The organism is Roseateles sp. P2_H4, from assembly GCF_056403315.1.
Map to the genome: position 1 here is coordinate 57,071 of NZ_JBFUFR010000030.1, position 14,223 is coordinate 71,293.

A 14,223-nucleotide genomic window follows, 5' to 3' on the forward strand; every position below is an offset into this window, starting at 1 on the left:
CGGCCTCTTCACTTGCAGGTCGACCTACACCGAGACACGCAACCGCTTGGCTCGTTCTCGGAACGCACGCCTACCCCCTTCAAGGATGGCGCATACGGACTCGCGGATGGAAGGCTCTTCTAGGCCTCCGGCCTCGTAGCTCATCTGAGGTAGCCGGCCAGGCTCGTGGCTGCCGCAACGCGCCACGATGACTTGGTCTGCGTCTGTGTTGACGACCAAGTTGGCGTTGTGGGTCACGATGATGACCTGACGCCGCTTCTTCGCGCGCTGGAATTCAACAACCAGCTCGTCATATATCGATTGCGGGTCCAGGTTCTCTTCAGGCTGATCAACGATTAGGGGGCGATCATCTTGTGAATCCACTGCCAAATAGAGCAGCAACAGCACGATGCCGCGAGTACCTGGCGACAGGCGCTCAATTGGAACGCCGTCGAACTCCAGGCCGTAGCCAACGGAGATGTGATCCGTGCTGAACAACCACGCTGAGATTCTTCGCGCCCATTCCCTGCGGTCCATGTGTGATGGGCGCTGCGCACGCAGATCTTCGGAATGTGCGCCGACGAACTGCAGCAGAGCCTCTCCAGCTTTGGCAGCATCACCCGTTTGCCACGCATCCAGCAGAGAGAGCTCCGCAACCAACTTCAGGCTGCCTTTTCCCTTGAAGGCGCTTCCTGCTCGCAAGTCCAGGAGTGACTCTCCAGCTTCACACCATGCCGCAATATCGACGTTTCGGCGCACGGAAAACGCAAGCTTTCCGAGGGAGCCCGAGGCTTCAGTAATTCGCGCCTTCAAAGGCTGGTAGAGCTCCGTCAGCGCGGCTTCCTCGTCTAACACGGCTTGGAATACACCGGTATACGCGACACGCCGCTGCAGTCGCAGTTCGCCGATGCGTTCGTCGGCTCCCTTGCTCTTCACAATCTCAGTATCTGTCTTCTCCAACGCAAGCTTGGCTTTGGAGACCTTGTCCGACGTGGCTTTGAAGCGGCGCGTGTTTTGGGCGTCCATGCCCACCAGCTTGCGAAGCCTCTCGAGTTCGCGCTCAAGCAAATTCAACGTGTGCTTGGACAGGTCATCGTTGACTCCGATCAGTGGCACGTTGGGGTCAGCGCGCGCAACAGCCGCTGGGTCTGGCGGCACGCCTTCAAGGCTGCGCAGCGCACGCTTTGCATCTTCAATTTTGGTTGTGAGGATGGTGTCGACGTCTCCTGCAAACTCTAGGTCGAATTGCGCCCATTCAGCGAGTGAAAGGCCTGCTTCACGCCGCTCCTCACGCATCCCTTGAATTAGCTCGCGCATCTCGTACTGGCGGAGGGATTCGACATCCTCGACCAGGTGCTGCAGGGCCTCCAATCTCACCTTGGCCTTCACCACGACCCCGCGCTTCGCGTCGACAGCACTGGAAATCTCATCGTGCCTCTTGGCGCGGGCGTCATCGCCCTTGGGCATAAGCCCTTTCAGATCGGCCTCATCCTTGAGGATGGCTTTGTGCTTCTCTTCGCGTTCCTTGGTCAACGCGGCAAGCCCGTCCTTCCTGGCCTGCTCCGAAGAGATCGATTCGGAAATCTTGGTAATCGAGGCTACGTGTCTCGACCTGCTCGTTCGCGCGCCTTCCAGCTTGATGTCCAGCAGCTCTTCGAACGTCGTCGCATCGAGGCGGTCTGCGTCCGGATGCGCGTCGAAGACCACGCGCTCGATCTCACGAACGAGCGGATCTTCCAAGCCTTCGGCTGAGCACAGTTGATCGACAAACTGCTGCGACAAATACTGCACGTGCGGAGCGTCGATCAGGTCTTCATCTTCGACGTCGGCAAATGCGTTGGAGGTTGTGTCGTCGGATTCCCACGTTAGTTTGGCTTCAGAGCCCTTGAGGTGTTCTGCCGCCCGCCTGARGAACGACTTTTCGCTCAGATGCTTGGAGGCGGCGCATCCGCCCATTGCAATGAAATCCGCGAGCGCCGTTTTGCCTGAGCCGCGGGCGCCGATGATCGCGATCAAACCGGGATTGAGTTCTATGGAGGCAGGCGACATCCATGACGCATGGCTTACCGAAACCGAGCGGATGACGTTGCTAGGCAGCGCTCCTCTTGGCGGCTCCTTGCCGATGAAGGCCCGTCCCTCGGGGTTCATGCACGCTTGGCGCAGTGTCTCGAAGGTCAGCGCGCCCTTCAACCAACAAAGCCGATCCAGAGCTGGCTTGCCGACAGTGGAATGGGTGTGCGCGTCCGAGCCGTGCAGACACGGTTTGACGCCACCCCACTTGGCGTTGAGATCGTCAACCGAAGCAGGACCTTGACCGAGATAGAAGGAGATCTGCTTGGGGCTAGCGCTAAAGATAATGTGCGCGAAGGCTTCGATGTTGGTCCGTATTGCAGCGAAGGATCCTGCATCGTCTCGCAGCCCTGAGGTGCCGTCGCGCTCGCCTACGGCGACAGCTACTAGGCAGTTGGCCCTGAACCAATCGTTCGTCTCCCACTTTTCGCGAAGATCCTCGAAATCGATCTTGAACTGATTGACCCCCGCAGTCAGCGCTTTATGGTCGTCGATGATGGATGGATCATGGGTTTTGCCCAGCCTGATCAGCTCGGACCGTTCGCATCGAAACTCGTCCTTGCTGTAGCGAAACTTGAAGCTCGCCATCAAGCGGCGAATCCGGTCTAGATGATCGCTGTCTTCAGGGGAAAACAAGAGGTGCGCGTTGATCGCCGAGCTACTCGATGTGCCTATCGAAAGCCGAATCTCGACGTTGGGAAAGAGCAGCTCTACGCCAGGCATGCGGCCCTGTGCCTTCGCTAAGCACGCCTCTTCGTAGGTGTCGACTAGGAAGTAGTCGGTGATACCAAGCGCCCGGATCGGTGGATCTTGCTGATCGACTTTTTCGAAGAATTCGGGCCATGGATCGCTTCCCGAAAACTGGTCGTTCATCGCCGTTCCGGGCGCATGAATGTGCGGGTCCCACCTGTGCCACAGTGACCCACGAGACATATCGGCGCCTGGCTTGACCATCTTTTCGCCTCCCTGCATCAAGTCTACAAGCGGGGCCAGCTCTAGTTGCTAGTGACCGGCCGTGGTTCGCCCGTGCGTTCAATTCCTGAATCCGTCTCCGGTTCGACGCTGAGGTAGGCGTACTGGCTCGGAAGCTAAATCGAGCCACCGAAGGTTGCGACGCGCAGCGGTCGGTGCCGGTCAGCGAAGTCTTTCAGTTGGGCTTTCGCCTCATCGAGTGCCATTGCGCTCTCTTTTCCGGCAAGAACCGCCAGCAGCTCGTCGTAGAGCAAGCAGACGGCCAGCTCCTCAAGCGCGTAGACCTCGGAGACTGGAAACCGCTTGGCTTTCATGGCTGCCTCGCACAAGATGACCGTGGACTCGGTCAACCTCAGATAGCTTAGAGCGCGATACGTCCCTGATGCGTCACGGCCGATGACGTATGAGGGAACCATGTCCTTGACCTTGTCGGCAAGGTACAGCTCTTGGATCTGATTGCGCGCCCCCGCTGAAACGTACAGCGGAAACTGCCGACTACTGCCTGGCATGCTGAGGACGCTGGTTGGGCCGAACAGGTCGTCATACGGTATTTCACCGCTGGCCTGCGCTTCGTCGAACCAACGCTTTGCAAACCAAGCCTGAACGAACCAGCAGAGCAAGGTTAACCCGCGGTATTCGCGGTCGAGGTACCTTCCATTGATTCGCAGCAACGCCAAGCCAAAGCGGTCGGCTAGGCCGTCCTTCTTGGCATCCCGCTCTTGTTGGGCCCGGTGTGCATGACCGGGGCCATCGAACTCGACGGCGAACAACGGCATGTGATCCGACCCAGCCACGACGAAGTCGAAGTGCGCCTGGAGAGCGAACCGGAACAGAACGTCGTCAAGGCCGCTGGCCTCGATCCTGAGCACATCCGCCATGCGCACCTTTGAAAACACCATCGCTCCATGCTGCTCGCAAGCGCGGGCAAGCTGGAGGTGGGTGATCTCCTCCGGGCGATTCAGCAGCGGTTTAAACATGCGCTCTGCACCTGCGGCTTGCCTTGGTTCGAGGGCTCCACGGCCGCGAGCCGGATTCAAGCATCCGGAGCGTCTGCTCAGCCAAGCCTTGCGCTACGGAGGCACCCGAGCCAGGTGATCGAGTTCTTGGTTCAGCTGAACAGCGATCCGGCATAGCTAACCTCCCCGCACTCGGCAAGCTTTCCATCCGTCACGACGATGTCCAGCACGCGTCGGCGTGCCGACAGCATCTCGGTGTCGAAGAACATCTTCATGCCCAAGAGGTAGCGGTCGCGGAACTCTTCGAACGTGTATCGCAGCAGGTGGATGTTCTCGACGTACGTGCCCTCGTGGATATTGAAGGACCCCACAAGAATTTCAACGCTGTCCGCGCTCATGCCGCAATAGAACTTCGCGTGGAAGTCCGTTTTGAAGAACGCCTTCTTCTCATCGAGCGCTGCCAACGTTGGGTTCAAGAGGCCCCAGCTTTTCAGGAACTCGATGTCATCCTCGCTGTCCTTCGCGACCTCCTTCATCAGCTTGAAGGTGGCCTTGCGGGTAATGAGGGAGGTTTTGCCTGGGTCGGTGTACTTCAGCACCCAGTTCCACAGCTCAGGAATCTTCTTGCGGGCCCCCGGGTAGTTGAAGCCGATGAAGGGGGCCGCGAGCAAGACCGCGCTGTGCATGGCTCGCCAGCGCAGCAGCAGCTTCTCAAGGATCGTGATGCAGTCGTCTCGCGAGTAAATGCCATCGACATCCAGTGTTGGGACTCGGCCTTCCACATCAACCAGCCAGAACTCGGAAGCAGCCTGTGCGAGATCCTCCGAGAACGGCCTGTAGAACCGTGCACGGTGTTCTGCCCCGCAGGCGCAAACTGCATCCAGCCGGACGCTGATGCCCTCCGGTGCGCCGCCCCGGGTGGCGAGAAACCAGTTCAGAGGCCCTGTGTGGCCCCGGTTTACCTCGGTCAGGTGTGTGGCGAGCGATGAGTACGCAACGTCTTCCAGGCTGCTCTTGCATGCGCCGCAACGATAGAGTGCCCGTGATCCAAGGTCGTAGAAATCGTCCGGCTCACCGTGTTGCATTAGGAGCAGCCGTTCGGGTTGCGCTGCTGCCTCCTTGATGCCATGCGCGGCCAACACCTCTGCCTGGTCTCCGATCTCGTTGTCCCAGCTGGCGAGGATCGTCGCCCCTGAGGCCACTCTTGAGGCATCGTCAGGATTCTTCACGTTGACGGGAAAGACATGACTGCAGCCGGTGCACTTGAGCACCCAGCCACCGGAATCGTTGGTACCGCCAGGCCACCGGCCGACCGAGATGTGGATGGGCTTTTCACAGCTCGGGCACTTGACGATTTCATCCCGATGGACGACGTCCATGATTGCTCCCTCATGGCCTTGGTGGCCACGTTCGTTCACTCGAATGATAGGTTTCATCGCTTGTTGAACACTGATTTTCAGTGAAAATCCATACGAATTTCACTGGATGTGGTATGTTCAACGTATGCTGAAGTCCCCAGATCCGGTGAAAGTCGAGCAACAGGCAGTCGAGACGCTGCGGCACGTCCTCGCAGAGGTGCCAGAAGTCGAGCTTGTTGACATCCTGACGGAGCCAGATCAACAGGACCGTTCAATCGACTTCATCGTTCGCCTGACCTTCAATGGTCAGCGAAGGATCATCGTGGCGGAGGTCAAGTCCAGCGGTCAGCCTCGACACGTCCAATCCGCTTTGTTCCAGCTGCAGCGGTATGTCGAGGGGCACCAGGAATCCGTCGTTCCCATCGTCGTCGCACCCTACCTGTCGGAAAGCGCTCGCGCCCTGTGCACCGAGAGCAACGTCGGCTTCCTGGACTTTGAAGGCAACGCGCGCATCCAGTTTCCCGGGTTCTTCTTGTCGCGCGAGGTGGCCGGGAAGCCGCCGGCGGAACGGCGCGAACTCCGCTCCCTTTTCAAGCCTAAGTCGGTCCAGGTGATGCGCACGATGCTTAGAGATCCGGCGCGGCAATGGCGTGTCGCCGATTTGGCCAAGGAATCGTTCGTCAGCATGGGCCACGTCAGCAATGTGCGCAACAGCCTGCTCGACCGGAAATGGGCTGAGGTGTCCGACGGGGGCCTGTTCTTGTCCGATCCGGACGGGCTCCTGGACACTTGGCGAGAAGAGTACGTGCCGCCGGTTGGCGTACGCCGTACGTTCTACACCACGCTGCATGGCAGCGCCTTTGAAGCAGCGCTTCGTCAGTATGGAACTGCACTAGCGCTAGATGGGCTGGCAATCCTTTCCTCGTTCTCGGCGGCAAACTGGCTAGCACCCTACGCACGCACGGGAACCCACCACTTCTACGCGGACCAAGAGGGCGTTGATCGGATGCGCACGTTTCTGCATCTGTCGACGGCAGCGCGTGGCGAGAACGTCGTCGTCATCGAACTCGACGACATCGGGCTCTTTCAAGATTCGGTGGAACCGACGGACGGCATCCATTGCACGAGCCCAGTGCAGACATATCTGGATCTATATGCATCCGGAGAACGAGGACGTGAGGCGGCCGAACACCTTCGGCAAGAGAAATTGCAGTGGCGGAAATGATCCCTAAGGAGCCCCAGAGCGCTAACGACTACGACGAGCGCACTACCGCTGCTGTCAAAGCTGTGCTGATCGAGATCGGGCAGATCCTTGGCAGCTACAAGGGCAAGTTCGCGGTCGTGGGCGGCGCAGTTCCTTGGTTGCTGCTCGAGAACGAAGAGATGCACCATGTAGGTACGCTGGACATCGATCTTGGGCTCGATGCGGAGGCACTGGACGATGGCGAGTACGCTGATCTCGTCGAGTCATTAATGGGCCACGGGTATCAGCAGCGGGAGAAGCTCCGGCGCTTCCAACTTGTGCGACAGATCGAGGGATCTGACGGCGGGCCGCCTATCGACGTCATCGTCGACTTTCTGATGCCGAAGGATGCGGTGATCGTCAAGAACAAGCCGCCGCTGATTGAGAAGTTCGCGGTCCAACGAGCCAGTGGTGCTGAGTTGGCGTTGCAGTTCAATGAGTTGGTCGCGATCTCGGGGACGATGCCCGGTGGTGGAACCAACACGGTCGAGATTGCCGTCTGCTCTATCCCTGCGCTTCTGGCGATGAAGGGGCATGCCATCGAGGGCCGCCTTAAGCAGAAGGATGCTTACGACATCTACTACTGCGTCCGCAACTACCCCGACGGAATAGCGGTCCTCGCCGAGGCCTGCCGACCGCTGCTCGACCACAAGGCCGGCCTTGCCGGATATCAGTACATCGCTGGCAAGTTCGACTCGCAGGATGGGTTCGGTCCTACCTGTGTCCGCAAGTTCGTCGAAGAGAGCCAGGTGCTCGATGATCGGTCGCCGGAGCAGTGGCAGCAGGATGCCTTTGGCCAAGTCGATGCTTGGTTGCGCGCACTGGGGTTGCGCGGTTAGCGACCAGCGCAAGATGAAATGATGAGCACTGGAAAAGCCTCAAAGCGAATTACTGGTGGCAGCGCCGCGGAGCGCGGATTGGATTTCCAGGCACGCGTAAGCGCAGTCGTGATGGCCCACCTGCTAGCAGAACGGCCACTAGGCTGGCTCGAAGGGGTGTTGGACGACACGCCGGTGGAGTTGCATGCTGAAACGGGCGGCCCAGGCGATGACGTCCGCTTCTCGGTCAAGGGCGGAAAGCACGTGGAGCTTCAGGCCAAGCGCGGGCTGCAACGGGGAGATGACCTCTGGGACGCCCTGATGGGCCTGTCCAAGGGCGTTTCCGACGGCACGATCGACGCGGGGGTCTTGGCTGTGTGTCCGAACAGCAGCGGCACGATCCGCGAAGCCTTGGCCGAGGACATCGTCCGGCTGGGCGCGGGACGAACCGACGGACTGCGCGAGATTGGTCAAGCGTGGGCGGCGAAGCTATTGGCATCGTCCTTAGACGCCACCCTGGTATGCAGGCACTTGCGCATCGTCGTGGTCAGCGCGGTTGACGGGAACCGGGAGGCTGAGGCTACGGCCGCTGAGCGGCTTGGCCGCATCGTCCAGAACCAGGAGGCAGCCTGGCCGGTGCTTGTGGAGTATGGRCGGCGCTTGATACGCAGGAGGGAACGGGCGACACCAGAAGACATCTACCGAATCTTGTCCCTCGCTAAGGTCGCACTAAAGACTACCGAGATCGACACGCGCGTTCAGTTGTCCGCAGCCACCCGCGAATGGCTGCATCGCACCCACGCCAGCATGATCGTTCTTGGCGTGCATAGCAAAGTCCCCTTCGAGGCGTGTTGGCTCGAACTGGATGCACAGGCGATGGACGATGCGTCGACTGAACAGGAGGACCTCGACAAGGCTCTTCGCCGCTACCATGAGTACGGCCATCGCCGCAGGAACGGCGGCCCGTCGTTCGATTCCCAGACCATCGCACGTTTCGTTAGGAAGTGCGTGGTCGTGGGCGGCCCTGGCATGGGCAAGTCAACATTGCTCAAGAAGCTGGCATTGGACTACTCGGCCGACGGGTTCCTGACCCTCCTCGTGCGCCTGCCGCAGGTGGTTGCCCTTCTCGCCCGCGAAGGTCGTCGCTTCGAGGAAAGCTTGATGGAGGTGGCGCTCAGCGGCTCGGGTCTTCGAACGCCACTTGTCTCTCTTGAAGGGGCAGTCATCCTGTGCGACGCGTTGGACGAGTGCGGAAGCCAGCAGCCACTGGTGACTGCGAGCCTGCACGCCTTCTCCGTGGCACATCCAACCACCCGTGTCGTGGTAACCAGCCGCCCCATCGGCTACCGCCCGGGCGAATTGGCAGGATGGCGGCACTACGAGCTGCAACCGCTGGATGACACCGCGGCCGAGAAGGCGGTCACCAAGGTGCTTGAGGCAATCCCATTTGCCGATACGGCGCTGCGTTCACGCGCGGTGGAGCAAGCCATTGCCCAATTGAGCGCCAAGACTATCAAGGGTGCCGCCGCGCGGAGTCCCCTAATGATCACGCTGGTGGCAGCCCTTTCGGTCAAGGGCATTGATCCTGGGCTTAGCAAGGGAGCCCTGTACCGCAAGCTTTTCCAGTTGCTGCAAGACCATCCGCCCGCCCGGCTTACTGAACGCCCCCCAAGCGAGCCGGAAAGGAACCGGTTCCTGGAGATGCTCGGGTGGTGTCTTTTGTCCCATGGCAACGAACCGGCCGAACAAACTCTTGCACGATGCGCCCGTTGGTGGAGCGATGAGACGAGGGAATCCTTCCTCGTCAGTGAGACGAAGATCAGTGAGTGCCTCGGCTACTGGGAGTGCCTGGGCGTCGTCGAACGGGTACGCACGCACACTCAGGAGGCGATTACCTTCGTCCACAAGACCTTCGGAGAGTTTGCGGCTGCGCGGTACATGTCTAGGTGCGCTCCTGAAGCGCAACGAGACATCATCGTGCGCGCGATTGGTACGCCAGACTGGAAAGAGGCCTTGTCGTTCGCCAGCCACCTCGGCCTCACATCACTAATTCTTCAAGTCTGGGCTGAACTGGCGGAGCGTGGCGACACCAAGGCTGGCAATAGGCTTGACGACGCGGTCGAGCTGGTGGTTCAGGCGGGAGTGCCGCTAGCGAGCGACGCCCTTGCGAGCTTTGCGGAATGTTGTTGGCGCGCTGTGGAGAACACCGCCTCGCGGGCGCGCTATGCCGCCGGAGAAGCTCTCTGCCTGGTGTCCCAAGAACATTGGAGTTTGATCAAGGAAGGGGTTCTGGTACGGGTGGAGTCGCCCGATGGATGGAACCGGCTTGTCGCTTGGGCCTGCCTATGCGTCAGTACCGACCAGGGGCTGGCGATTCCGACGCTCATTGAAGCGCTACCTAGGCTGGCCGATTCTCGGCCGACCGATTCCTACCTTGGGGGGTTCTCCCTCCGGCCGAATGGGAACGCCGTATGGCAGCACCTAGTGCTCGGCGCGGCGCGGCGCATTCTCGCCACTCCGCCAGAGCCAGAGGCGCTGCGGGTACTCCATGAGCTGATTGGCGGCGCCAAGGGGCTGAATGTAGGCACCATCGGCGAGTTGGGGGTGGTATTCAGGCAGGCCGGACTGGAGCTAAGCGGGCTGCTGGACGAAGCATGGTCAAAGAACATGGCTCGGCTGATGCCGGATCGCGAACGGTGGAACCGCGAGGCAGCCTACTTGCTCGCACTCATCGATGACCCGTTGGTGGCGAGTGACGAAGCCGACAGCGACGATTCAGGTCACAGCTTCGAACTTGGCGCGTGCCTCACGGCAATCTCCTATTGGGAGATGCCTGCCGGGAACACCCCCAGCGAAACAGCGTCAGCTTCGGTGGATAGTGCAAGGCGCCTCGTCATTCACGCGCTCGTCCGGGGCGCTGGCGTAGACCACTCCCAACTAGTGCGACAGGCACGTGCGATGAAGAGGAAAATCCTTCACGACGTGAAGAACGAAGCATTCGGTTTCCTCGACCTGCCGAAGGTCGACGCGAAGGCGGAGTTCGATCATCCGCTTGTCGGCAAGCAATTCATGCCTGTGCTCGAAGACCTGATTGTTGGCCCGTGCCACCTCTTTGCGTCGAACGCGGCTTATGTGCTCTATTCAATGAACGAGGACCCAGACTACTCTGGCGCCGTGAAGCGGGTTCTTACCCGGGGCCGCGGCGAATCCCTTCGTTTGTCCGCTGCGCTGGCCAACCAACTGCCTGATGAGACAGGGCAACAGCTCATGCTGGACCGCCTGTGCCAAGGAGAAAGCACTCCGGGGTGCCGATACCTGTATTTGAGTCTGACCGCTCCCTATGGCGCCCGTCACCTCGAAGCTGTTCGAAAAGGTTTGGGTGGAAGCTCGGCCGGCGCCGCCAAGGCATCTGCGGAATTGGTTAAAGAGTTCCCGTTGGATGGCGCGTTGGCCGGAGAGCTGCGCGCCTTCTTTGACGAATGGCGGACCAAGGAAGAGCCGTATCCGAAGGGGGACGGGGTTGTTCCGGAAAGTCCTCGCGGCGAGTTGGCTAAGGCCCTGGCGACGGCGTTCACGCAGGACCACGATTTCCTTCTGACACTACTTGCGGACGAGCGACCCGAGGTGCAAAGCGCTGCGCGTGACCATTTCCTAGCTGAAGCTGCCGGCTCAGTACCGTTGCGCTCAAAGCTCTTGGAAGGAGTCCTAACAGGCGGGCTGCAACCTGATCTCCTCCGAGCCGCTGTGTCCAAAGGGCTGTATTCGGATGATGAGGCAATCGCCGTGGCCCGCTTGCTTCACAGCGAAGACGCTCGACTGCGCTATGCCGCGTTGCCCATTCTCGACGTGAAGCACCTCCAGCCGGACCAAGTGCGCGATGAGAGCAACCGGCTGTTGTCGGACAAGGAGTTGGACATCAGGGAGGGCGCCAGCCGCGCTCTGCATGGTCTAGAGGCGTTGAGCTCCGAACAGCAAACGCCGCAGCCTGCTGAGTAGCTCGTTGCTTCAGTCTTTGAGCGGTACAGCAGCGGTACATCCGTCAGTTCGGAAGCGCTTCGCCAAACTTCGCTAAGTTCCTGTCGCTCAAATACTTTTGGCTTCCCTAGCCTACGCTCGGCTTCGGTACACTTCCTCAGGTACGCACTGTTCCGCGCAAACTCATAATCCTTTGGTCATTGGTTCAAGTCCAATACGGCCTACCAATATCCATCGGGGTTTTGGCGCGTTGCGCGATATTGCGGCTCGCTCGCACACGGTGAAGGTCACCTTTGAGTAGCGTTTGCCATTGGCATTCGGTGGATTGCCTGCAAGGAGCGCCGCCTAGACTGCTGAACAATGAGTCTGCACGCAACTTTTCTCAGCGCTGAGGACGCCGGCGCTTGACGCGACGCCAAACCGTTCACGTTGGGGAATCCTCCGCAGTCGCCGGAACGTGCAATTGGGAACGTTGGAATCAGCTTCGGCGTAGAGACACGTCGGAGCTCGGAGTCGATGGCGTCATCGTTCAGCGAATTCAAGACGGCGAGATCGCCGGTGACGCGGAGTGGGACCCTCCGGGCGGTTGGAAGCCCTTTCGCTTGCGCCTGGATTCAGGGGAATTGGCTACGAGCTGGGCATCGGGTAGATGACAGATGCGCGTCGTTTCATCAACCGTAGTAGCCCGTTCGGCGGAGGCGCTCTTTGCACTTTCCCAGGACTACACGCGCCGGCTCGAATGGGATACCTATCTCTCCCAGGCCTATTTGCTTGGCGATGCTCATTCGGCGTCGGTAGGCGTGGAGTCCTATTGCAAGAGCCGGTCAGGCCCGGCGATGGTCTCGAAATACATCTCGTACTCACCGCCCACGCATGCCGCGGTTGAAATGGTCAGGGGGCCGCTGATTCTTGGCCAGTTCGGCGGCACCTGGCGCTTCCGTCAATTGCAGCCCCAGGCGACGGAAGTCCAGTTCATCTACAACTTCAAGGCTCGGCCGCGCTTCCTCGCCTGGCTCATCGAGCCAGTGCTGGCCGCCTTCTATCGCCACGACATGGAGCGGCGCCTGCAGGCCTTCAAGCTTTGGGCCGAATGGGATTCGGGCGCTGAGGCCGCCGGCGCTGCCACCCCTCCACCACCGTGACCACCTTCTCCCACGCATTCCGGTCATACGTCACCGCCGCAAACAAGTTGTCCTTGCTCGGCTGCTGCCTGACGGCAGTGCTGGCCAGCCGCTCCAGCGGCTCGCGCGCCGCGGCGACGCAGCCGTTCAGGTCGGTAAATGTGGTTCCTAAGCGATGGAACAGCACGCCGCGATGGAGTTCGGTGGCTTTCAGGGAGGCAGCCTCCAAGGCGCGCAGAAAGACGCGGGCTTGGCCGTCGCCAAGCAATTCGACGCAGAACTCGCGTCGCCAGCCGGTCAGGGTTTGCTCAGTGGTCAGCGTGGTCTGGGCGTCATCAATGTGCAGTGTCATCGGGGCAGTCTGCATCACGCCTTGTGACACACAGCCGACGGATGTATCGCGATGCTTCGAATCCGCCCCGCACGAGCTCGCCCGCTAACGCCAGCCTGCTGGAAGTTGCGCGCTGTTTCCTGCGCTCAGCGAACGAAGCTGATCCTCAGCTTGCCGTTGACCACCTTCACATCCCGCACTGCCATCTTGGCCATCGCCCCCTTGGCCGTGCTGGTGTCGATGGTGTAGACGGGATGGGACTGCAGCTGTGACTTGATCACCTGGGGCCCGCGCCACTTGACGATCTCGGCGTATTCAGCGGGCAGGCCATCGAACTCCAGCGTCGTGATCTTCAGGTCATCGAGGAAAAGCTGGCCTTCGGCCGGCACATAGCGCGGCTGGCCGGAGAAGCCGACGCGGCCGGTGCGCTGTTGGGTGCCGGCCTTCACCTGGGCGTCCACGGTGAGACCGATGCGGTCCTCGCCCTCGGTCAGCACGACGACGGGGTTGGACAGGTCCAGGCAGGCAATGACGATCCTGCAGTGATGCGTCGGGAAGCGCGGTGCGATGCGCGCCTGCAGTTCGGCCTGCTCGATGTCGAGATGGCCGTCGGAGATGCGGCTGACGATGGCGCAGGTGGCCAGGGCGACGGCGGCGAGCAGGGCGGCGGTGATGGCGACGAGGCGGCGGGTCATGGCGCCAAGTTTGCCTGCGACCATCGGGGATGCCGCAGGTCACCGCCGAGAGGCTTTACCTCAGCGCCAGCCCGTCGAAGGTGGTGGAGGTGACCCAGTCCAGGATCTGCTCGTGGGTGTACTGCCCGGAGTCCTTCAGCAAGGCCACCACCGGGTCGCAGGCGCGTGCGAACAGCGTGTAGAGCACGACCTCCGGCGGCAGATCGGCACTCAGCTGGCCGCCGGTCTGGGCTTCGGTGATCCAGATGCTGAGCCGGTTGCTCAGCGCGAGCAGGCGGTCCATGTAGGCGTCGTTGGACTGCAGCGACGCGCTCAGGTTGGAGTTGTGCGCCGGCAGGGAGGGCATCTCGCCCTCCAGCTGGGTCTGCATGGCCCAGCGTGCGACGGCCTTGAGTTGGGCGATGGCCGACACCGGTTGGCCGGCTTCGGCACCGCGCTCGGCGAGGCCGCGCCGTTCGTCCACGAAGGCCAACGCCCGGTCCAGGGCGCCCACCATGGCAGCACCGGCCAGTTCCTCCTTGGAGGTGAAGAACTTGTACAGGCTGGCCTTGGCCAGCCCCGCCTCGGCGGCCACTTCGTCCACCGTCATGCCGTCGTAGCCCTTGGTGGCGAGCAGTCGATTGACGGCGCCCACGATGGCGTCCTGGCGCACGCGCTGCAGCTGATCTCGGATCGAAGGACGTGCACCCATGTCCCGGATTCTAG

10 protein-coding genes are annotated in these 14,223 nt (G+C 60.9%); 4 read left to right on the plus strand and 6 right to left on the minus strand.

The genetic code is table 11. The features are described from left to right. Nucleotides 1-24 precede the first annotated feature (24 nt). From AC1DW3_RS21360 to AC1DW3_RS21370, 3 genes are all read right to left on the minus strand, one after another. Nucleotides 25-3,021, minus strand: a complete 2,997-nt coding sequence (locus AC1DW3_RS21360) for a TrlF family AAA-like ATPase (protein WP_477934674.1) — start codon at nucleotides 3,019-3,021, stop codon at nucleotides 25-27. 116 nt (nucleotides 3,022-3,137) lie between these two features. Then, a complete protein-coding gene (locus AC1DW3_RS21365; RefSeq protein WP_477934632.1) occupies nucleotides 3,138-3,998 on the minus strand; it encodes a DUF2726 domain-containing protein in 861 nt (286 codons plus the stop codon). 131 nt (nucleotides 3,999-4,129) lie between these two features. Then, nucleotides 4,130-5,356: a hypothetical protein gene (locus AC1DW3_RS21370; RefSeq protein WP_477934634.1), complete on the minus strand. Its 1,227-nt coding sequence runs from the start codon at nucleotides 5,354-5,356 to the stop codon at nucleotides 4,130-4,132. Between the two features lie 124 nt (nucleotides 5,357-5,480). Between AC1DW3_RS21370 and AC1DW3_RS21375 the strand changes: the two genes are divergently transcribed. The 4 genes from AC1DW3_RS21375 to AC1DW3_RS21390 all read left to right on the plus strand — a co-directional run bounded on the left by AC1DW3_RS21375 (nucleotide 5,481) and on the right by AC1DW3_RS21390 (nucleotide 12,513). After that, entirely contained in the window at nucleotides 5,481-6,560 is a 1,080-nt protein-coding gene (locus tag AC1DW3_RS21375; protein WP_477934636.1) for a type IV toxin-antitoxin system AbiEi family antitoxin, read from the plus strand. Then, entirely contained in the window at nucleotides 6,557-7,417 is an 861-nt protein-coding gene (locus AC1DW3_RS21380) for a nucleotidyl transferase AbiEii/AbiGii toxin family protein (protein WP_477934638.1), read from the plus strand. Before AC1DW3_RS21375 ends, AC1DW3_RS21380 begins: the two co-directional genes overlap by 4 nt. Nucleotides 7,418-7,438: 21 nt before the next feature. Then, nucleotides 7,439-11,392 (plus strand): NACHT domain-containing protein, encoded by a 3,954-nt coding sequence (locus AC1DW3_RS21385; protein WP_477934639.1) that lies wholly within the window; start codon nucleotides 7,439-7,441, stop codon nucleotides 11,390-11,392. A gap of 635 nt (nucleotides 11,393-12,027) precedes the next feature. Next, entirely contained in the window at nucleotides 12,028-12,513 is a 486-nt protein-coding gene (locus tag AC1DW3_RS21390) for a type II toxin-antitoxin system RatA family toxin (RefSeq protein ID WP_477934641.1), read from the plus strand. On the opposite strand, the gene AC1DW3_RS21395 is transcribed toward AC1DW3_RS21390, so the two are convergent. The 3 genes from AC1DW3_RS21395 to AC1DW3_RS21405 all read right to left on the minus strand — a co-directional run bounded on the left by AC1DW3_RS21395 (nucleotide 12,446) and on the right by AC1DW3_RS21405 (nucleotide 14,209). Further along, nucleotides 12,446-12,844, minus strand: a complete 399-nt coding sequence (locus tag AC1DW3_RS21395; RefSeq protein WP_477934643.1) for a hypothetical protein — start codon at nucleotides 12,842-12,844, stop codon at nucleotides 12,446-12,448. The two genes, AC1DW3_RS21390 and AC1DW3_RS21395, sit on opposite strands and share 68 nt — an antisense overlap. A gap of 125 nt (nucleotides 12,845-12,969) precedes the next feature. Further along, entirely contained in the window at nucleotides 12,970-13,518 is a 549-nt protein-coding gene (locus AC1DW3_RS21400) for a DUF1439 domain-containing protein (RefSeq protein ID WP_477934645.1), read from the minus strand. Between the two features lie 55 nt (nucleotides 13,519-13,573). Then, a complete protein-coding gene (locus AC1DW3_RS21405) occupies nucleotides 13,574-14,209 on the minus strand; it encodes a TetR/AcrR family transcriptional regulator (RefSeq protein ID WP_477934647.1) in 636 nt (211 codons plus the stop codon). Between the last annotated feature and the right edge of the window lie 14 nt (nucleotides 14,210-14,223).

What these genes read in the sequence shown, in the direction of transcription:
- AC1DW3_RS21365 (WP_477934632.1), bottom strand. Translation starts at nt 3,998, where the DNA reads ATGTTTAAACCGCTGCTGAATCGCCCGGAGGAGATCACCCACCTCCAG.
- AC1DW3_RS21370 (WP_477934634.1), bottom strand. Translation starts at nt 5,356, where the DNA reads ATGGACGTCGTCCATCGGGATGAAATCGTCAAGTGCCCGAGCTGTGAA.
- AC1DW3_RS21375 (WP_477934636.1), top strand. Translation starts at nt 5,481, where the DNA reads ATGCTGAAGTCCCCAGATCCGGTGAAAGTCGAGCAACAGGCAGTCGAG.
- AC1DW3_RS21380 (WP_477934638.1), top strand. Translation starts at nt 6,557, where the DNA reads ATGATCCCTAAGGAGCCCCAGAGCGCTAACGACTACGACGAGCGCACT.
- AC1DW3_RS21390 (WP_477934641.1), top strand. Translation starts at nt 12,028, where the DNA reads ATGCGCGTCGTTTCATCAACCGTAGTAGCCCGTTCGGCGGAGGCGCTC.
- AC1DW3_RS21395 (WP_477934643.1), bottom strand. Translation starts at nt 12,844, where the DNA reads ATGACACTGCACATTGATGACGCCCAGACCACGCTGACCACTGAGCAA.
- AC1DW3_RS21400 (WP_477934645.1), bottom strand. Translation starts at nt 13,518, where the DNA reads ATGACCCGCCGCCTCGTCGCCATCACCGCCGCCCTGCTCGCCGCCGTC.
- AC1DW3_RS21405 (WP_477934647.1), bottom strand. Translation starts at nt 14,209, where the DNA reads ATGGGTGCACGTCCTTCGATCCGAGATCAGCTGCAGCGCGTGCGCCAG.